Below are 17,711 nucleotides of genomic sequence, written 5' to 3'. Positions count from 1 at the left end.
CCGACGCATAGACTGAAGCCCGGGTCATATAAAAATAGCATGCAAAGCGATAACACTATTTTTGGTATATGTCGGGCTGACGCTTTCAATGAGGCCTTTCCATGCGACAGCAGGACCGTGTTGCCCCAAAGCGCGATCGCAACACCGAAGCCCGGTTCATCAACCGCCGCGCGCCGTTGATCGCGGTCGTGTCCGTGCTGCTCTCCGCCTGCAGCGTCTATGATATGCATCCCGATATCGATCCCTATGCCTCCCGCGACGGCGGCGTCCATTACGAGGCGGATCTGAAGCTGTGCCAGGACCATGTCGCGGGACAGCCGTCGTCTCGCCCGAACGGCGCGATGCTTGTCGCGGCGACAACGATGGCGGGGGCGACGATTGCGGGAGGAGGCGCGACTCTCTTCAACGGCAATGTCCGGAACGCGGCCGGCCTGGGCGCCCTGACGGGGGCGGCCGCCGGGTTCAATGGATTGGCCGCGTCCATGACCTCGAATGGGGCGGTGGACGATCTGACGCTTCTCCAGATCTGCCTGATGAAACAAGGCTACACCGTCGTGTGGGGCAACGGCTTTCGCATGCCGGCTTTCAAGCATCCGCCTCCGGAGTGAACGGCGTGCCCGGCTTTCGATCCGTCACCGCCGCCGCAGGTCGCGGCCATCCAGGGTTACGTTCGCATCGGGGTCCAACCGCCGTTCCTCGATCCGCAGCTCCACCGCGCGTTCGATCGCGGTGCGGTGGTAGTGGTAGACCTCCACCGCTTCGGCCGGTGTCGGCTTGTGGCCGAGCAGGGTCCGCATCGCCGCGGCCGGCAGGAAGGCGCGGCCGATGTAGTCGCCGATCTCGACCCCGAACTCGACAGCCTGGCGCGGCTCGTTCCAATCGGCATCGTCGGGGAAGGTGAAGATCGGGCGGGGCGGCATGGCGCCTTCTACCAGCCGGCCCGGCGGCGCGGCAACGCCCGGGTCAGACCGGTGCCGGCGTGCGGGCCGCCCGCGGCCAGGCAGCGCGGTAGGCGGCTTCCACATAGGGGCCGCAGGCCAGCGGTTCGGTGCGGTCGCCGGTCACCGGCGTGATCACCGCGGCATAGTCGGGGTTGGCGAAGAACGGCACCGAGATCCGATCCCGGCCCGACCGGTTTGCGACGCGGTGCGGGGTGGAGACGAAGCGGCTTTCGGTCCAGCGCTGCATCATGTCGCCGATGTTGATGACGAAGCTGCCCGGGACCGGCGCCGCCGCAATCCACTCGCCGGCGCGGTTGCGCACCTCCAGCCCGCCCGAGGCGTCCTGCAGCAGGATGGTGAAGGCGCCGGTGTCGGTGTGCGCCTCGACCCCCATCGCATCCTCGTCGGGCGGCTGCGGCGGATAATGCAGCAGGCGCAGCTGGGTCAGCGGCTTGGTGAAATAGGGCCGGAAATAGCCGGCGTCGAGGCCGAGCGCCCGGGCGAAGGCGTCCAGCAGCCGGTCGGACAGCGCGGTCATCGCGCTGTAGTAGGTCTCCAGCGCCATCCGGAAATCCAGGCCATCCTCCGGCCACCGGTTGGGCCCGTGCATGACGCTGCCGGCGCGGACGTCGGGATCGTCAGGGCCGAGGTCGAGCATCAGCTGGAACGCCTCCAGCAGACGGTGGGGCACGCCGGGGCCGGTGATGCCCATCGGCACATAGCCGCGGAAGCAGGGCGACCCGGCGACATCCAGCGCGTCGCGCTCCGCCTGCGGCCGATCGAAGAACCAGGCCGCCGCGGCCAGCACGCCGTCGACCACCGGCTCCGGCACGCCATGGCCGGTGACGTAGAAGAACCCGGCGGTCTCGCAGGCCCGGCCGATCCTGGCGGCGATTTGACCGGCCGCCACCGCGTCGTCCTGCTGCAGCGCCGCGATGTCGATCACCGGGATCCGCCAGAAATCGGTCATCGCATCCGCCCTGCCGCTGTGAAAGACGGGGCAGGGTGGTCGCGATGGGTCAGGGGGTCAATGGACCTATTTTTCAGTCAGGAACTCAAGGACCACGCGATTGAATTCCTCCGGGTTCTGCAGCAGGCCGAAATGGCTGACATTCGGCAGGATGTGCAGCTCGGCGCCCGGGATGGTGCGGGCCATGTAGTCCGTGTGCCCGCGCTTGATGGCCTCTTCGTACTCGCCGTCGGCAATCGCGGTCCGCACCGTGATGCCGCGCAGCTGGTCGGCGGTGAAGTCGGGCTGCGTCGACCACATCTGCGAGACCTGCTGCAGGAACGCGTCATACTGGTCCGGCGTCTTGGACAGCTTCTGATATTCCGTGCCGGCGCGCTCGATGAAGGCGGCGAAGGTCGGGCTCTTGTCGAAATCCGGCTTCAGCCCGGTCAGGTCGGAATTGGCGCCGTAGGCGTAGAGGCGGTTCAGCCGCTCCGGCTGGTGGATGGCGATGTCGAGGCCGATGATGCCGCCATCGCTCCAGCCCACCAGGTCGGCCTTCGGAACCTTCAGGTAGTCCAGCAGCGCCAGCACGTCCGACGACATGAGGTCGTAGCTGTAGGGCTGGGCCGAACGCGTGCTGCGGCCGTGGCCGCGGCTGTCGGCCACGATCACCTGGAAGTTGCGCGCCACCAGTTCGGGCACCAGGCTGTTCCAATAATCCGAGTTGGACAGGCCGCCATGCAGCAGGATCACCGGCCGGCCCTTGCCGTAGACGGCGTAATACATCTGGATGCCGTTGACCGGGGCCATGCCGGTGGTGGCGCCCTTCGGCGCCGGGGCCGGCGCCGGCAGGGTCTGCCATACCTCGGCCGCCCGGGCCTGGCCGGTCGCGATCGGCGCCATCAGGGCCGGGGTCGCGACGCCCAGGCCGATGGCCACCACCGCGCCTCGCAGGATGCTTCTCATCGATCGGTGCATATCCGTCCTCCCCGGGGACAAAGTGAACTTCCGCGATCGAAGCTGGCCGACACTCATTTCGCAAGAATGTCAGATCCGGGTGCGTCGGTTACAGCTGCAATGGGCGACCGACCGGTCCGCCAGCCTCAGCGGGCGGGGGCTTGCGGCGCCGGCACCAGGCTGCGGAGAGTCCGCCTTCCGGCCTCCAGCAGGCTGTCCGACAGGACAGGGTCATCCGCCGCGGTGCGCGCCATGATCAGGGCGCCGACCATGGCGTTGACCGCCTGCGGCGCGGCCGCCGGGTCGCCGCCATCGGCCCGCAGGGCGTCCTCCGCCAGCCGCAGCAGCCCCTGCAGGCCCTGGGTGAAGGCGGCGCGGGTCTCGGCCGGGTGGCGCGCGATCTCCGCCCCGATCGCGGCGGCGGCGCAGCCCTGGCCGGGATTGTCGCGATGCGCCGGGCTCAGATAGGCGTCCGCCAGCGCCGCCACGCGCTCGCCGGCCGGGTGGCGCTCCACCGTCCTGCGCAGCCGGGCGCCGTTCTGGCTGAAGCCCTCGGCGCAGGCGGCGGCGACCAGCGCCTCCTTCGACGGGAAATGGGCGTAGAAGCCGCCATGGGTCAGGCCGGCATCCGCCATCAGCGCGGCGACGCCGACCGCCTCCACCCCATCCTCGCGGAAGCGGCGGGCGGCGGTCTGGACGATCCGGTCGCGGGTCTCGCTCTTGTGGTCCTTGCTGTAGCGCATGGGCGTCTTCCCGATCATCGCTGCCGGCGCGGTCTCGTCAGCGGGTGGTTGTCTTTTTAGATGATGGTTATAATATGTTGTTCATCATATTATAGACCCGAGGACTTCCCATGTCCGCTGAAGATCCCGTCGTGATCGTCGGTGCCGCCCGCACCCCCCTCGGCCGGTTCCGGGGCGCGCTGGTGCCGCTGGCCGCGCCGCAGCTTGGGGCGGCCGCCATCGCCGCGGCCGTGGCCCGGGCCGGCGTCACGCCGGCGCAGGTCGACGAGGTGCTGATCGGCTGCGTGCTGCCGGCCGGGCAGGGGCAGGCGCCGGCGCGCCAGGCTGCCCGCGGGGCAGGGCTGCCCGACGCGGTCGGGGCCACCACGGTCAACAAGGTCTGCGGCTCCGGCATGAAGGCCACCATGCTCGGCCGCGACCTGATCGCCGCCGGCTCGGCCGGGATCGTGGTCACCGGCGGCATGGAGAGCATGTCGAACGCGCCGTACCTGCTGCCCGGCGCCCGCGACGGCCTGCGCTTCGGCCACAGCCGGATCTTCGACCACGCTGCGCTGGACGGGCTCGAGGACGCCTATGACAAGGGCCGGGCGATGGGCGATTTCGGCGAGGCCACCGCACAGCGCTACGGCTTCACCCGGGCCGACCAGGACGACTACGCCATGACCTCGCTGCGGCGGGCCCAGGCCGCGATCGCCGAAGGTGCCTTCGTGGCCGAAATCGTGCCGGTGTCGGTGCCCGGCAAGGGCGGCGCCGTGGAGATCGCGGTCGACGAGAATCCGCAGAAGCTGTCGGCCGACAAGATCCCGACGCTGAAGCCGGCCTTCCGGCCCGACGGCACCATCACCGCCGCCAGCTCCAGCGCCAATGCCGACGGCGCCGCGGCGCTGGTGCTGGCCCGGCGTTCGGTGGCCGACCGGCTGGGGCTGCCGGTGCTGGCGGTGATCCGCGGCCACGCCACCCACTCCCAGGCACCCGAATGGTTCACCACAGCGCCGATCGGCGCGATCCGCACCCTGCTCGACCGGGTCGGCTGGCGGGCCGGCGACGTCGACCTGTTCGAGATCAACGAGGCCTTCGCCGCGGTGGTGATGGCGGCGATGCGCGACCTCGACCTGCCGCACGACAAGGTCAACATCCATGGCGGCGCCTGCGCGCTGGGCCATCCGATCGGCGCCACCGGCGCCCGGCTGATCGTCACCCTGCTGGCGGCGATGCAGCGGCAGGGCGTGCATCGCGGCGTCGCCGCGCTGTGCATCGGCGGCGGCGAGGCCACAGCCATCGCCATCGAACGCCCCTGAGGGGGCCGCGGTTCAGCCCGGGATCGCATTCCCGGGCAGGATCCGCAGGTCCAGCGCGATCAGCGTGGCGCCAGCATAGCCGCGCAGCGCCGTCGCGGTGGTCGACAGGGTCAGGCAGCTTTCGGCCTGGCCGGGATAGCGGGTGCACAGCGCATCGCCGCGGATGGCCCAGCTGCCGACCTGGCGCCGGGTCGCCTCGGACCGGGTGACGACCCCGCTCGGGTCGTAATACTCGGTCCAGGCCCCCTGGCGGTTATAGCGGAGGTCGGTCCCGGTCAGGGAGTTGCCGACCACGAGCGAGCGCAGCTTGTCGCCGCCCACCGCGTTCGGCACCAGCGCCGCGGCCGCCACCGGCCGCGGCAGCGGCTTGGTCTGGCCCGGTGCGATGCCGCCCAGCTGGCTCAACAGCCCGGGATAGGCCGGATCGGTCGGCGTCACGACGCGCTGCGACCGACCGGCCCCGGCGGCGTCGTAGGTGATCACGATCGCGGCGTCGGGACGCATGGTCGCGCTGTCGCCGGCCACCGGCTGCGGCGCCGGGACATAGCCCAGGGGCCGCGGCACGAAGGCGGGGCCGGGCGACGCGGGCACCACGGTCGGGGCGATCGGCTGCTGTCCGATCACCAGCGGGCGCGACGGCGCCACCGGAGCCACCGGCAGCGGCATCGATGGCTGGGCCGGTGACCGGATCACCACCGGGGGCGGCGGGGCGATCAGCACCTGCTGCTGGATGACCGGCTGCGGCGCCGCGGCCGACGGCAGGACCGAAGGCACGGCACGCGGCTGCAGGGCGATGATGCTGAAGCCGCCGCCAGGGACGCCGGCGAGGCGGGCGTCGAGGAAATGGGCACTCGCCAGGTCGGCGGTCGAATAGCCGGAACCGCGGCCGGGCCGGGCGCAGGGCACCGCCAGGTCGACCGGCGTGCCGATGGCCAGGCGGCCGGCGCTGTCGGGGAAGGTGCCGATCACGCCGGTGCCGATCCGGCACGACCCGACGCCGGACAGGCCGATATCCTCGCTGTAGCGATTGACCTGGAGCTGCACGTGGTAGGCGGTGTTCGGGACCTGCGCCTGCGCCGCCGGCGCGGCCAACCCGAAAACGGCCAGCAGAACTGCCGAACGTCTCATCGTCGCACTCCCCCTCGAAGCCCGACGGAGGCGGCATCGATCCCGCGCCGCCGTCCCGTTCACCAGTTCGGAATTATGCCCTGTCGCGCATCCGCACGGAAGCGGGGCGGGTCAGCCCGCCTTGCCCTGCCGGTAGGCCCAGACCGAGGCCGGCGGGATGTTGGCTGGGACGAAGCCGACGCGGCGGCCGGCCAGCCCGAGCTTGTCGCGCGGCAGCGGCGAGGCGAGGGCGTAGGTGTACAGCACGATCTGCCGGCCCTTCGGCATCACCGAATAGGCCGAATCGACGATCGCCTGCTGCTCCTCGATCGTCAGCAGCATCATCGGGATGCCGCACAGCGTGGTGCCGACCTTGCCGACGACCTGCGGCGGCAGGATCTCGGTCAGGCGGCGGGCATCGCCTTCGATGACATGGATGCCGGGAAAGATGTCGCGCAGGTGCTGCGCCATCTCGTGGTTGATCTCGATGACGTAGAGCCGGTCGGCCGGAACCCCGCGCTCCAGGATGCCACGGGTGATGGCACCGGTGCCGCCGCCGAGCTCGACGACATACTCGTCGGGCGCACGGACGATCTCCTGCGTCAGCCGGCGCTTCAGCGCGGGCGAGGACGGGGTCACCGATCCCACTTCGCGGGGGTTGGCGAGCCAGCGGCGGAAGAACAGCCAGGGGTTCATATCCGGCCGGTCTTGGGCGGCTTTGTGGTCGGTCATCGGGCAACAGGTCCTTACGACGTCGAACGGATGGAGGCGTTTTGGGTCCTCCGGGCGACGAACGCTGTGATGCGCCGTTCTGTTTCCAATCGCAAGATCGTCGCGGCATTCCGGGCGTTTTGTCGACCGCAAAACAGCAAACACACGGAATCAGATGTTCGGCCGCTTCCGTTTGGCTTTTTCCGAAAAATGAACAGTCATTCGAGAGACCCGGCCTCGGACCGCGATGGATTCGCCTGTTGAACTTGGGGCGGCCGGCCAGCGCATTCCCTGGAAATTCTCGCCGCTGCGGATTACCGCGGTAACCCATTCTGCCGGTTCCGACATCAAAGCGTAGCGGCGATCCGGCATCTGTCGGTGGGGCACTGGCGGGGATTTCGAGGGATGCGACGGCCGGCGGCCTTCATCGGACGCGTTCCAGTCATGCCGGCGGCGCTCGGCGCCAGGGCCGGCCGGAGTTGACGCCGCTGCCTTCCCCGACAGAAATAGTCCCCGTCCTCCCGGCTCGCGCAACCATCGGTGCATCGCTTCATGACTGACACAACATTCGGAGCGGCAGCGCCCGCGCCCGCCAACACCACTGGCCGGATCGTGGTCGCGAGCCTGATCGGCACCGCCATCGAGTTCTACGACTTCTACGTCTACGGCACCGCCGCTGCACTGGTGCTGGGCCCGGTGTTCTTCCCCAGCGAATCGGAGACGGCGCAGCTTCTGCTGTCCTTCGCCACCTTCGCCATCGCCTTCATCGCCCGGCCGGTCGGCTCCGCGCTGCTGGGCCATTTCGGCGACCGCATCGGCCGCAAGGCGACGCTGGTGGCGTCGCTGCTGCTGATGGGGATCTCGACCACGCTGATCGGGTTCTTGCCCGGCTACGCCACCATCGGCTGGGTGGCACCGGCCCTGCTGTGCCTGCTGCGCTTCGGCCAGGGGCTGGGCCTCGGCGGCGAATGGGGCGGGGCGGCGCTGCTGGCGGTGGAGAATGCGCCGGCCGGCAAGCGCGGCTGGTTCGGCATGTTCCCGCAGCTCGGCGCCCCGATCGGCTTCCTCGCCGCCAACGGGCTGTTCCTGCTGCTGGCGCTGGGGCTGGACGACGCGCATTTCCGCAGCTGGGGCTGGCGGGTGCCGTTCCTGCTCAGCGCCGCGCTGGTGATCGTCGGCCTCTATGTCCGGCTGAAGCTGGTGGAGACGCCGGTGTTCCGCGAGGCGATGGCGCGGCAGGAGCGGGTGCGGGTGCCGATCGGCGAGGTGCTGACCCGCTACGGCAGGGTCACCCTCCTCGGCACCCTGGCGATGGTGTCCTGCTATGCCCTGTTCTACATCACCACGGTGTTCGCGCTGGGCTTCGGCACCAAGTCGCTGGGCTATTCGCGGCAGGCGTTCCTGGGCCTCGAATGCATCGCCATCGTGTTCCTCGGCATCGGCATCCCGATCTCGTCGCGGCTCAGCGACCGCTTCGGCCGCCGCCCGGTGCTGATCATCGGCGGCATCCTGACCGCGCTGTTCGGCTTCGCCCTGGCCCCGCTGCTCGGCAGCGGCTCGGTGGTGCTGGTCACCCTGTTCCTGTGCCTGGGGCTGTTCCTGATGGGGCTGATCTTCGGGCCGATGGGCGCGTTCCTGCCCGAGCTGTTCCCGACCCGGGTGCGCTACACCGGGGCATCGCTGACCTACAATCTGGCCGGCATCCTCGGCGCCTCGCTGGCCCCCTACATCGCCCAGACCCTGGCGACGGAAGGCGGCCTCGGCTGGGTCGGCGGCTACATCACCGTCGCCGCGGTGATCAGCGTGATCGCGGTGTGGCTGATCAACGAGACCAGCCGCGAGGACCTGACCCGGGTGTCCGGACACAACTGAGACGCACCGATCCCCGCGGGCACGACGCGCCCGCGGGGATCGGCGGCCAGTGCCCCTCAGCCGAGCACGCTCCAGTCGAAGCCGCCCGCCCAATCGGCATAGCTGTGCCAGCGGACCTCCGGGAAGTCCCGCCGCAACCCGGCGATGTCGGTGGAGTAGCCGGTGCGGGTGAACCACTCGAACATCAGCGCCGTGTCCTCGCTCTGCTGCCGCGCGGCGGCGATCGGGATCTCCTGATAGGCGATCGGGCGGCCGATGGCCTGTGACAGGATCCGCGCCTGCTCCGCGCCCGCCAGCTCGTCCCCGGCGATGTCGAAGCGCCGGCCGAACACCGGCTCGCGCCGCTCGGCCAGGGCCGCGACGAAGGCCCCGATATCCGCCAGGGCGACCAGCTGGAGGGCGCGATCGGGCGGCATTGCAAAGGCGTGCACGCCCTGGCGCAGCCCGCCGATCCCCCAGGGCGCGACGGCATTCTCCATGAACGCGACCGGCGCGCTGACGGTGAAGGGCAGGCCGAGCCCGGCGATATGCCGCTCGACCAGATATTTGCTCTCGAAATGCGGCACGCCGGTCTTGCGGTCGGCGCTCGCGACCGAGGAATAGATCAGGTGCCCGATGCCGGCGGTCTTCGCCGCATCCGCGGCCTTGATCCCCTGGCGGGTCTCTTCCTCCGGCCCGGCCTCGTAGCTGGTGCCCATCAGGAACATGGTGTCGACGCCCTGGGCCGCCTTCACCACGGCGGCCGTGTCGTCGAGATCGCCGGGCACGATCTCCGCGCCGGCCGCGGCCAGCCGCCGCGCGGCCTCGCCGTCCGGCTTGCGGGTCAGCGCCTTGACGCGATGGCCCCGCGACAGCAAGGCGTCGGCAACCGCGCCGCCCTGCTGGCCCGTGGCGCCGGTGACCAGGACGCTTCGTTTGATGCTGCTCATGGGTCTGCTCCTTCTGTGGCTGACGGAGCAGAGTTGGGGTCTCCCATATTGGTCCATTATAGGCGACAATCGGGAAATCCTGTCCCATCTGGGGATATAATGCTCGATCTGAACGACATCGTGGTGTTCGCCCGCGTGGTCGAGGCCGGCAGCTTCACCGCCGCCGCGCGGCTGCTCGGCATGCCCAAGACGACGGTCAGCCGCCGCGTCGCCGCGCTGGAGCTGGCGGTCGGGGTGCGGCTGCTGCAGCGGACCACGCGCAGCCTGGGCGTGACGGATGCGGGCCGGCTCTACTATGAGCAGGGCAGTCAGGCGCTGCGGCTGATCGACGACGCCCATCAGCGGCTGGCGGAAGCGCGGTCGGAGCCGTCGGGCACGATCCGGATCTCGGCGCCGGTCGGCTTCGGCAGCGGCTTCCTGACCGCCACGGTGTTCGACTTCCTGGCGGCCTATCCCAAAGCCAAGGTCGAACTGCGGCTGACCGACGACAAGCTGAACCTGGTCGAGAACGGCATCGATCTTGCCTTCCGGACGGGGATCCTCCCGGACTCGACCTTGATCGCGCGCAAGCTCGGCCCCATCCGCCGCATCCTGTGCGCCAGCCCGGACTATCTGGCGCGCCGCGGCGTGCCGGCCGCGCCGGCGGATCTCGCCGGCCATGACTGCGTCATCGCGGGCCCGTCGGCGGCCGGCGCGTCCTGGGTGCTGGACGGGCCGCAGGGCCAGGAGACCGTGGCGGTGTCCGGGCGCTTCGCCGCAAACGAGATGCAGGCGGTGGCGGGGGCCACGCTCGCCGGCCACGGCATCGCCCTGCTGCCCGACGCGTTCGCCCGGCCCCTGGTCGCGGACGGGCGGCTGCGCCGCGTCCTGGCCGGCTACGCCACGCCGGCCGGCGGTCTCCATGCGGTCTATCCCAGCAGCCAGCACCTGCCGCCGCTGGTCAGGGCCTTCATCGAGCTTGCCGCCGCGAGGCTGGCCGCGCTCGGGATCGGCGCGCACGACGACGCCGGCATCGCACCGCCGTGACGATCGCCGCCCGCGCGGCTCACCCGTGGCTGTGGCCGTACAGCGCCTTGGGATCGTGCAGCACCGGCTGGTCGGTCTTCCAGGCGCCGCCGTCGGCCACCCGGAAGAAGCAGCTGCGCCGGCCGGTGTGGCAGGCGACGCCGGTCTGGTCGACCCGGACCAGCACCGCATCGCCGTCGCAATCCAGCCGCAACTCGACCAGCCGCTGGGTCTGGCCCGAGGTGTCGCCCTTGCGCCATAGGGCCTGGCGCGAGCGCGACCAGTAGCAGACCCGGCCGGTGGCCAGGGTCTCCGCCAGCGCCTCGCGGCTCATCCAGGCCATCATCAGGATCTCGCCGGTGTCATGCTGCTGCGCGATCGCCGGAACCAGCCCGTCGGCGTCGAACCGGACCTCGTCGAGGAACGGATCCGCAGTCATGCCCCCGCCCGCAGCCGGTCGAAGCCGGCCTCCAGGTCGGCGATCAGGTCGCCGGTGTCCTCCAGCCCGACATGCAGGCGGATGCCGGGGCCTTCGGCCTGCCAATGCGTCGCGGTGCGGATCTTCTCCGGCTGGATCGGGGTGATCAGGCTCTCATAGCCGCCCCAGCTGGCGCCCATCTGGAACAGCTCCATCCCGTCCAGCATGGCGTCGACCTGGGCCTTCGCCGCCGGCTTCAGCACGAAGGAGAACAGGCCGGACGCGCCGGTGAAGTCGCGCTTCCACGTGGTGTGGCCGGGATCCTGCGGCAGGGCCGGGTGCAGCACCCGCGACACCTCGGGCCGCGCCTGCAGCCAGCGAGCGACCTCCAGGCCGTTCTCCTGGTGCTGGCGCAGCCGCACCCCCATGGTGCGCAGGCCGCGCTGGGCGAGGTAGAGGTCGTCGGGCCCGGCGCAGTGCCCGGCCTGGACCGCGAAGGTTTTCAGCTGCGACCACACCGATTTCTCGCGGGCGCCGACGATGCCCATCATCGCGTCGGAATGGCCGACCATGTATTTGGTCGCGGCATGGACGGTGACGTCGACGCCATGGCCGAAGGCATCGAAATACAGCGGGGTGGCCCAGGTGTTGTCGAGGATGGAGACGATGCCCTGGGCCCGCGCCGCGGCGGTGATCGCCGGCACGTCCTGCACCTCGAAGGTCAGCGATCCCGGCGATTCGAGATAGACCAGCCGGGTGTTGTCGCGGAACAGGGCCTCGATCCCGGCGCCGATCAGCGGGTCGTAGTATTCGACCTGGACGCCGAAGCGGCTCAGCACCGCGTCGCCGTAGCGGCGGCCGGGTCCGTAGACGCTGTCGGTCACCAGGACATGGTCGCCGGCCTTGACGAAGGCGGTCATCGCCACGTTGACCGCGGCGAGGCCGGAGGACACGGCGATGCTGCCATAGCCGCCCTCCAGCGCCGTGACCACGTCCTCGAAGGCCTCGCTGGTCGGCGTGCCGACCCGACCATAGCTGTACTGGCCATGCTCGAAGCCGGTGTGCGCCGCGTCCATCGCCGCCACGGTCGGCCAGATCACGGTGGAGGTGTGATAGACCGGCGGATTGACCATGCCGTGATTGGCCCCGGGGTCGCGGCCGGCATGGGCGAGGATGGTGGCGGGGCGGCGGGATTTGGACATGGGGTTGGCTGTCAGTCGGTGGTGGCGCTGGACGCCGCCATCTTTCGGCCAGCCGGACAGCACGGTCAAACCCGATCCGCGCAATTCCGCCCTGACTGCGTGGATTCAGCGCGGAACGGCCGACCTCGCCCGGTGCTCCGCGGCGGTGGTCTCGTAGACCACGTGGCGCCGCAGGGCGTGGCCTTCCGGCAGGTTGGGATGGTCGAACTCGCCGAGCCGGCGCATGCCCAGCCGCTCCATCAGCCCCCAGGACGGGGTGTTCGCCGGCACCGTGAAGCTGACCACCCGGTCCAGCTCGAGGGTGCCGAAGGCGAAGTCCAGCGCGGCCGACGCGGCCTCCCGCGCCAAGCCCCGGCCTTGCCAGGGGGTGGACAGGCGCCAGCCGATCTCCACCGCCGGGGTGAAGAAGGCCGGCCAATCGGCCCGCGCCAGCCCGCACAGCCCGATCAGGGCGCCGCCCTCGCGCTCCTCGACCGCCCAGAAGCCCCAGCCGTGCCGGGCGAAATGCGCGTCGATCCGGTCCAGCATGGCATCCGACCCCTCGCGCGTGAGGGGGTTGAGGTGGCGCTGCACGGCGGGTTCGGCGTTGATGGCCGCGAAGCGCGGGCGATCCTCGGCGCGCCAGCGACGCAGCCGAAGCCGGGGAGTCTCCAGGTCGATACCGGCCGGTTCCATGTCGGCGAGGATAGCAGAGGGCGCGGGGCAGGGGCCACGGGCTACCGCTGCAACCCGAAACGCGATCGGTGCAAATCCGCGGTAACCCGGGCCGGCGATGCTGGCGCGATCGTCGATTTCTGCAGTCAGGACAAGCGATGTCGCTGGACGGACCCTACGACCCCGAGAACATCTTCGCCCGCATCCTGCGCGGCGAGGCCCCCGCGATCCCCGTCCATGAGGATGCCGACGCCCTGGCGTTCATGGACCTGTTCCCGCAATCCAGGGGCCATGTGCTGGTCATCCCCAAGGCCGACGCCCGCACCATCCTCGACGCGGAGGCCGAGACGCTGCGGCGGCTGATCGTGGTGGTGCAGCGGGTGGCGGCGGCGGTGCGGGTGGCGCTGCTGCCCGACGGCGTGGTGGTGACGCAGTTCAATGGTCGCGCCGCGGGGCAGACGGTCGACCACCTGCACTTCCACGTCATTCCGTGCTGGCAGGGCCGGCCGCTGAAGGGGCATGGCCACGGCCAGATGGCCGATGGCGACGACCTGCGCCGCCTGGCCCGGGACATCGCCGCGCATCTGGAGGTGTGAGGGGGGGCGGGCGGGACGCCGGGGCAGCCGTTCACCTCGCCTCTCCCGCCATCCCCCATTGTCATTGTGAGCGCAGCAAAGCAATCCATCGGGCCGCTCGTGCGGGCCCATGGATTGCTTCGTCGGCTTCGCCTCCTCTCAATGACGAGGGAGGGGGCGGGAGAGGCGACGCGCTCACCCCGTGTCCGGCGCCTCGGGCCTGCGGGCGGGGGCGGCGGGGGGCGCCTCCGGCTCGGGGATGAAACCCTCCTCCTCCAGCATCTCATCCGCCAGCTCGAGCCATCGATCCGCCTCCGGCGGCAGGCCGAGCTCCCGGCACAGCCGGGCCACCGCCTCCGGCGCCGGACTGCGCTCAATCATCTCCGCCACCTCCGGCTGCTCCAGCCGCTGGCAGACCCTGGCATGGAGGCGGTCGCTCTCCTCGCTCCCACTCCCGTCATCGGCCGCCCGGACGACGGCCAGCTTCACCCGCTCCTGGTGCCACGCCCACCGCGGCACCACGGTCGACCGGGCTTTCGGCATCGGGCAGCGCTCGACCCGTTCCGCCATCTCCACCCGCTCGGGACGTTCCAGCCGCTCGACGGTCTCGGCGCGCAGGTGGTCGCCCGCCTTGTTTTCGGTCCTTCCGACCGCCGCCTCGACAGCCACCTCGGCAGCCACTGGGGTGACGCCCAGCGTCGCGTGCTTCTCGTGCCAGTTGGCCCATGGCGATGCCGCGGGCCTGGCCTTCGCCAGCGCCGCGCGCTCCTCCGGGGGTCGGGCCATCTCCTCCTCCAGCAGCAGGGTCAGCCGCAGCGAGCGGGTGGCGACCGCGATGTGCTGGCAATAGTCGATGCCGGGCTGCGGTTTCGTGATCGCCTCGGTGCGGGTGGCCTCCATCACCTCCATCTGGATCTCGGCCGCCCGGGCCAGCAGGCGCAGATGCCGCGCCGCCCGCTCCTCCTGGGGAGCGGCCGGGGCCTCCGATGCCTGGGCGGTCTGCGGCTTGTTCATGGAACACATCATGAACGAGAATCGAGAGTTAAGGATATATGGGCTTCATCTTTTTTTTGTCATGCCACGGCTTGACCGTGGCATCCAGGGGCGGGCCAGAACAGCTCTTGGTGGCCCCTGGATTGCCCGGTCAAGCCGGGCAATGACATCTTAAGTAAGTCCCGTAGCTCACTGAAGCCAAGAGGGTTTCGCCCGACCCGAATCTGGCCTCCGCTCTATTCCGCGTGCTGTTCGATCACCGTCAGGAAGGCTTCGGCATAGCGCAGCAGCTTGGCCTGGCCGACGCCGGGGATGGCGGCGAATTCGGTCATCGAGCGCGGCTTGGCATGGGCCAGCTCGGTCAGGGTGGCGTCGTGGAAGATGACGTAGGGCGGCACGCCCTGTTCCCGCGCCAGCTCCAGCCGCCGGGTCCGCAGCGCCTGGAACAGCGAGGCCTCGGCCGGGTCGCTCGGCAGGGCCCGCGGGGTGCGGCTGCCGTTGCGGCCGTTGCCGCGAACCGCCTTCTTCACCGCCTCGCGCCGCAGCCGGATCTCGCGCTCGCCGCGCAGCACGTCGCGGCATTCCGGGGCCAGGTGCAGCGCGCCATGGCCTTCGGTGTCGACGATCAGCAGGCCGGCCGCCACCAGCTGGCGGAAGACCGATTTCCACTCCGCCTTGGCCAGGTCGCGGCCGATGCCCCAGGTGCTGAGCTTGTCGTGGCCGAGCTGGCGGACGCGGTCGGTCTCGGTCGCGGTCAGCACGTCGATCACCTGGCCGACGCCGAAGCGCTGGCCGGTGCGGTAGACGCAGGACAACGCCTTGCGCGCCAGCTCGGTGCCGTCGAAGGCCTCGATCGGCTCCAGGCAGGTGTCGCAGTTGCCGCAGGGGGCGGGCAGCGAGTCGGAGAAATACTCCAGCAGCACCTGGCGCCGGCAGCGCACCGTCTCGCAATAGCCCAGCAGCGCATCCAGCTTCTGCCGGTCGATCTGCTTCTGCCGCTCCGGTGCGTCCGATTCGGCGATCAGCCCCTGGATCTTGCCGACATCCTGGATGCCGTAGGCCATCCAGGCGTCCGAGGGCAGCCCGTCGCGCCCGGCGCGGCCGGTCTCCTGGTAATAGGCCTCCAGGCTCTTCGGCAGGTCGAGATGGGCGACGAAGCGGACGTCCGGCTTGTCGATGCCCATGCCGAAGGCGATGGTCGCGACCATGACCACGCCGTCCTCCTTGAGGAAGCGGTCCTGGTTCCGGGCCCGGACCTCGCGGTCCAGCCCGGCATGGTAGGGCAGGGCCTCGATGCCCTCGCCGCGCAGCCACTCGGCCGTGGTGTCGACCTTGTTGCGCGACAGGCAATAGACGATGCCGGCCTCGTTCTGGTGCTCGCGCTGGATGAAGGACAGCAGCTGCGCCTTCGGATTCTCCTTCGGCACGATGCGGTAGCGGATGTTCGGCCGGTCGAAGCCGGCGACGAAGATGCGGCCGCCCTGCAGCTTCAGCCGCTCGGCGATGTCGCGCCGGGTCGGACCGTCGGCGGTCGCGGTCAGGGCGATGCGCGGCACGCCGGGATAGCGCGTCGCCAGCACGTCGAGCTGCAGGTATTCCGGCCGGAAGTCGTGGCCCCATTGCGACACGCAATGGGCCTCGTCGATCGCGAACAGGGCCAGCTTGCAGCCGTCGAGCAGGTCCAGCAGCCCGTCGGTCAGCAGCCGCTCCGGCGAGACGTAGAGCAGGTCCAGCTCACCCGCCCGCATCGCCCGCATGATGTTCCCCGATTCGCCGGGGGGCAGCGATGAATGCAGCGCCGAGGCGCGGACGCCGAGCTGGCGCAGCGTCTCGACCTGGTCCTGCATCAGCGCGATCAGCGGCGAGACCACGACGCCGATCCCCGGCCGCACCAAAGCCGGCACCTGGAAGCACAGCGACTTGCCGCCGCCGGTCGGCATCAGCACCAGCGCGTCGCCGCCGGAAACCAGATGGTCGACGATCTCCGCCTGCTCGCCGCGGAAGGCGGAATAGCCGAAGACATCGTGGAGGACGGTGAGCGGATCGCGCATGAGCCGCTTATAGCGGCCCGCGCGGATCAAACCAAATGCTGGTTTGGGTTCGATTCAAACCACAACAGATTGTGGTTGGACGACGTCGTTCCACCAGCCTTGGCTGGCCGGATCCGCGTCAGGCCGGGGCCATGCCGGAGGCGCGCGGCGCCTCCGCCGGGACATGCCGGCGGCGGGACAGCAGCAGGATGGCGAAGCCCACCACCGTGGTCAGGACCGGCAGCGCGTACATGAGCGGCAGCAGCGCCAGCGAATCGCGGGCCATGCCGGCGACGCTCATGGTGGTGGCCTGCACGGCGACCACGCCGAGGGCGGCGATCAGGATGCGTCGGGCCAGGCCGCGGCGGTTGTAGTCGCCGCTGAGCAGCACGCCGAGGCAGAACACGACATAGGCGAAGGGCAGCAGCGGGTCGGTCAGCCGCTTGTGGCCTTCCATCACCAGCCGGCCATAGTTCTTCTGGTCGCGGGGCGAGTTCGGGTCGGGGTACAGCAGGTCGGGCAGGAACCGCTCGGAGGGCTGGCGGTAGTTGCGGGCCAGATCCTCGGCGCCGGCCGAGCTCAGGGGCACCGTATAGCTGTCGAAGGCAACCGGCTCGACCCGCCCGGTCTTGCGGTTGAGCTGCTGGATCACGCCGTCGATGGCCACCATCCGCGGCCCGTCGTCGCTGTCCTCGATATAGCCGCGCTTGGCGATGATGGTGACCGGCTGGTCCTGGTTGTCGGTGTTGTGCACCAGGATGTCGCTGAGATCGCCGGTCACCGGGTTGCGGTCGCGCACGAACACGGTCATCGAATCGCCGATGGCGTTGAACTCGCCGGTCTGCAGCAGCGCGGCCGAGACGTCCGACTGGGCGATGGCGCTGAGATCGCGGAACTCGCGATTGGCCACCGGCCAGAAGTACAGGGTCATCGAATAGCTGAAGCCGGTGATGATCACCGCCATCGCCAGGCCGGGCAGGGCCAGACGCATCTGGCCGATACCGGCGCCGCGCATCACCAGCAGCTCGCCGTCGGCCAGCATCCGGTTGTAGATGATCAGGCAGGCCGCCACGACGCCGATCGGCAGCACCGCGATCAGGAACTCCGGCATCGACAGGATGACGAGGTGCAGGAAGGTGCCCACGCCGACGCCGCCGTCGACGATCAGCTGGATCAGCCGCATCGAGGTGGTGAGCATGATGGCGAAGACGAGGATCACGGTGGCGAGCACCGTGGCCACCGCGATCTGACGGAAGACATAGCGGCTGAGCAGCGACATGGCCGAGGCTATACACCAGCGCGCGCGAGACGGCCAATGTTGCCA

At 70.1% G+C, this 17,711-nt stretch carries 18 protein-coding genes; 5 read left to right on the top strand and 13 right to left on the bottom strand.

Going from position 1 to position 17,711, the window contains the following annotated elements; translation table 11 throughout:
- Window positions 1-101: 101 nt before the first annotated feature.
- On the top strand, window positions 102-608 hold the full coding sequence (locus E9232_RS07280) for a hypothetical protein (RefSeq protein ID WP_309793046.1): 507 nt from the start codon (window positions 102-104) through the stop codon (window positions 606-608).
- Window positions 609-632: 24 nt separating this feature from the next.
- On the opposite strand, the gene E9232_RS07275 is transcribed toward E9232_RS07280, so the two are convergent.
- The 4 genes from E9232_RS07275 to E9232_RS07260 form a co-directional block, all read right to left on the bottom strand.
- The gene (locus E9232_RS07275) at window positions 633-920 is read right to left on the bottom strand and encodes a DUF1488 family protein (RefSeq protein WP_309793045.1); all 288 of its coding nucleotides are present in this window, start codon (window positions 918-920) and stop codon (window positions 633-635) included.
- A 43-nt stretch (window positions 921-963) separates the two neighbouring features.
- On the bottom strand, window positions 964-1,911 hold the full coding sequence (locus tag E9232_RS07270; protein WP_309793044.1) for an isopenicillin N synthase family dioxygenase: 948 nt from the start codon (window positions 1,909-1,911) through the stop codon (window positions 964-966).
- 66 nt (window positions 1,912-1,977) lie between these two features.
- Window positions 1,978-2,859, bottom strand: a complete 882-nt coding sequence (locus E9232_RS07265) for an alpha/beta fold hydrolase (protein WP_309793043.1) — start codon at window positions 2,857-2,859, stop codon at window positions 1,978-1,980.
- A 137-nt stretch (window positions 2,860-2,996) separates the two neighbouring features.
- Window positions 2,997-3,593 (bottom strand): TetR/AcrR family transcriptional regulator, encoded by a 597-nt coding sequence (locus tag E9232_RS07260; protein ID WP_309793042.1) that lies wholly within the window; start codon window positions 3,591-3,593, stop codon window positions 2,997-2,999.
- 110 nt (window positions 3,594-3,703) lie between these two features.
- On the opposite strand from E9232_RS07260, the gene E9232_RS07255 reads away from it, so the two are divergent.
- Window positions 3,704-4,891, top strand: a complete 1,188-nt coding sequence (locus tag E9232_RS07255; RefSeq protein ID WP_309793041.1) for an acetyl-CoA C-acyltransferase — start codon at window positions 3,704-3,706, stop codon at window positions 4,889-4,891.
- Window positions 4,892-4,903: 12 nt separating this feature from the next.
- On the opposite strand, the gene E9232_RS07250 is transcribed toward E9232_RS07255, so the two are convergent.
- Complete coding sequence (locus tag E9232_RS07250) at window positions 4,904-6,019, bottom strand: hypothetical protein (protein WP_309793040.1); 1,116 nt, start codon at window positions 6,017-6,019, stop codon at window positions 4,904-4,906.
- Between the two features lie 111 nt (window positions 6,020-6,130).
- Window positions 6,131-6,730 carry a class I SAM-dependent methyltransferase gene (locus E9232_RS07245; RefSeq protein ID WP_309793039.1) on the bottom strand — a complete coding sequence of 200 codons (600 nt, stop codon included), beginning with the start codon at window positions 6,728-6,730 and terminating at the stop codon, window positions 6,131-6,133.
- Window positions 6,731-7,261: 531 nt separating this feature from the next.
- On the opposite strand from E9232_RS07245, the gene E9232_RS07240 reads away from it, so the two are divergent.
- Window positions 7,262-8,581 carry an MFS transporter gene (locus E9232_RS07240; RefSeq protein WP_309793038.1) on the top strand — a complete coding sequence of 440 codons (1,320 nt, stop codon included), beginning with the start codon at window positions 7,262-7,264 and terminating at the stop codon, window positions 8,579-8,581.
- A gap of 56 nt (window positions 8,582-8,637) precedes the next feature.
- Here E9232_RS07240 and E9232_RS07235 read toward each other — a convergent pair whose 3' ends face one another.
- Window positions 8,638-9,510, bottom strand: coding sequence for an NmrA/HSCARG family protein (locus tag E9232_RS07235; protein WP_309793037.1), 873 nt, complete (start codon window positions 9,508-9,510; stop codon window positions 8,638-8,640).
- A 99-nt stretch (window positions 9,511-9,609) separates the two neighbouring features.
- On the opposite strand from E9232_RS07235, the gene E9232_RS07230 reads away from it, so the two are divergent.
- On the top strand, window positions 9,610-10,536 hold the full coding sequence (locus E9232_RS07230) for a LysR family transcriptional regulator (protein ID WP_309793036.1): 927 nt from the start codon (window positions 9,610-9,612) through the stop codon (window positions 10,534-10,536).
- Between the two features lie 19 nt (window positions 10,537-10,555).
- Here the strand turns inward: E9232_RS07230 and hisI are convergent, their stop codons facing one another.
- From hisI to E9232_RS07215, 3 genes are all read right to left on the bottom strand, one after another.
- A complete protein-coding gene (gene hisI / locus E9232_RS07225; RefSeq protein ID WP_309793035.1) occupies window positions 10,556-10,954 on the bottom strand; it encodes a phosphoribosyl-AMP cyclohydrolase in 399 nt (132 codons plus the stop codon).
- Window positions 10,951-12,135 carry a cystathionine beta-lyase gene (metC, locus tag E9232_RS07220; protein WP_309793034.1) on the bottom strand — a complete coding sequence of 395 codons (1,185 nt, stop codon included), beginning with the start codon at window positions 12,133-12,135 and terminating at the stop codon, window positions 10,951-10,953. The genes hisI and metC overlap by 4 nt, the downstream gene beginning before the upstream one ends.
- 105 nt (window positions 12,136-12,240) lie before the next feature.
- Complete coding sequence (locus tag E9232_RS07215; protein WP_309793032.1) at window positions 12,241-12,810, bottom strand: GNAT family N-acetyltransferase; 570 nt, start codon at window positions 12,808-12,810, stop codon at window positions 12,241-12,243.
- Window positions 12,811-12,947: 137 nt separating this feature from the next.
- Between E9232_RS07215 and E9232_RS07210 the strand changes: the two genes are divergently transcribed.
- Window positions 12,948-13,385: an HIT family protein gene (locus E9232_RS07210; RefSeq protein ID WP_309793031.1), complete on the top strand. Its 438-nt coding sequence runs from the start codon at window positions 12,948-12,950 to the stop codon at window positions 13,383-13,385.
- Between the two features lie 174 nt (window positions 13,386-13,559).
- On the opposite strand, the gene E9232_RS07205 is transcribed toward E9232_RS07210, so the two are convergent.
- The 3 genes from E9232_RS07205 to lptF form a co-directional block, all read right to left on the bottom strand.
- On the bottom strand, window positions 13,560-14,378 hold the full coding sequence (locus E9232_RS07205; RefSeq protein ID WP_309793029.1) for a hypothetical protein: 819 nt from the start codon (window positions 14,376-14,378) through the stop codon (window positions 13,560-13,562).
- Window positions 14,379-14,593: 215 nt separating this feature from the next.
- Complete coding sequence (gene recQ, locus E9232_RS07200; RefSeq protein WP_309793027.1) at window positions 14,594-16,408, bottom strand: DNA helicase RecQ; 1,815 nt, start codon at window positions 16,406-16,408, stop codon at window positions 14,594-14,596.
- Between the two features lie 118 nt (window positions 16,409-16,526).
- Window positions 16,527-17,666: an LPS export ABC transporter permease LptF gene (gene lptF / locus E9232_RS07195; RefSeq protein WP_309793026.1), complete on the bottom strand. Its 1,140-nt coding sequence runs from the start codon at window positions 17,664-17,666 to the stop codon at window positions 16,527-16,529.
- Window positions 17,667-17,711: the final 45 nt, after the last annotated feature.

The sequence above is a fragment of the Inquilinus ginsengisoli genome (assembly GCF_031453975.1).
Lineage (GTDB): Bacteria > Pseudomonadota > Alphaproteobacteria > DSM-16000 > Inquilinaceae > Inquilinus > Inquilinus ginsengisoli_A.
This window is presented reverse-complemented; position numbering and strand designations above follow the sequence as displayed.

Excerpts from the sequence above, each read along its gene's own strand:
- E9232_RS07280 (WP_309793046.1), top strand. The coding sequence starts at position 102 with ATGCGACAGCAGGACCGTGTTGCCCCAAAGCGCGATCGCAACACCGAA.
- E9232_RS07275 (WP_309793045.1), bottom strand. The coding sequence starts at position 920 with ATGCCGCCCCGCCCGATCTTCACCTTCCCCGACGATGCCGATTGGAAC.
- E9232_RS07270 (WP_309793044.1), bottom strand. The coding sequence starts at position 1,911 with ATGACCGATTTCTGGCGGATCCCGGTGATCGACATCGCGGCGCTGCAG.
- E9232_RS07265 (WP_309793043.1), bottom strand. The coding sequence starts at position 2,859 with ATGAGAAGCATCCTGCGAGGCGCGGTGGTGGCCATCGGCCTGGGCGTC.
- E9232_RS07260 (WP_309793042.1), bottom strand. The coding sequence starts at position 3,593 with ATGCGCTACAGCAAGGACCACAAGAGCGAGACCCGCGACCGGATCGTC.
- E9232_RS07255 (WP_309793041.1), top strand. The coding sequence starts at position 3,704 with ATGTCCGCTGAAGATCCCGTCGTGATCGTCGGTGCCGCCCGCACCCCC.
- E9232_RS07250 (WP_309793040.1), bottom strand. The coding sequence starts at position 6,019 with ATGAGACGTTCGGCAGTTCTGCTGGCCGTTTTCGGGTTGGCCGCGCCG.
- E9232_RS07245 (WP_309793039.1), bottom strand. The coding sequence starts at position 6,730 with ATGACCGACCACAAAGCCGCCCAAGACCGGCCGGATATGAACCCCTGG.
- E9232_RS07240 (WP_309793038.1), top strand. The coding sequence starts at position 7,262 with ATGACTGACACAACATTCGGAGCGGCAGCGCCCGCGCCCGCCAACACC.
- E9232_RS07235 (WP_309793037.1), bottom strand. The coding sequence starts at position 9,510 with ATGAGCAGCATCAAACGAAGCGTCCTGGTCACCGGCGCCACGGGCCAG.
- E9232_RS07230 (WP_309793036.1), top strand. The coding sequence starts at position 9,610 with ATGCTCGATCTGAACGACATCGTGGTGTTCGCCCGCGTGGTCGAGGCC.
- hisI (WP_309793035.1), bottom strand. The coding sequence starts at position 10,954 with ATGACTGCGGATCCGTTCCTCGACGAGGTCCGGTTCGACGCCGACGGG.
- metC (WP_309793034.1), bottom strand. The coding sequence starts at position 12,135 with ATGTCCAAATCCCGCCGCCCCGCCACCATCCTCGCCCATGCCGGCCGC.
- E9232_RS07215 (WP_309793032.1), bottom strand. The coding sequence starts at position 12,810 with ATGGAACCGGCCGGTATCGACCTGGAGACTCCCCGGCTTCGGCTGCGT.
- E9232_RS07210 (WP_309793031.1), top strand. The coding sequence starts at position 12,948 with ATGTCGCTGGACGGACCCTACGACCCCGAGAACATCTTCGCCCGCATC.
- E9232_RS07205 (WP_309793029.1), bottom strand. The coding sequence starts at position 14,378 with ATGAACAAGCCGCAGACCGCCCAGGCATCGGAGGCCCCGGCCGCTCCC.
- recQ (WP_309793027.1), bottom strand. The coding sequence starts at position 16,408 with ATGCGCGATCCGCTCACCGTCCTCCACGATGTCTTCGGCTATTCCGCC.
- lptF (WP_309793026.1), bottom strand. The coding sequence starts at position 17,666 with ATGTCGCTGCTCAGCCGCTATGTCTTCCGTCAGATCGCGGTGGCCACG.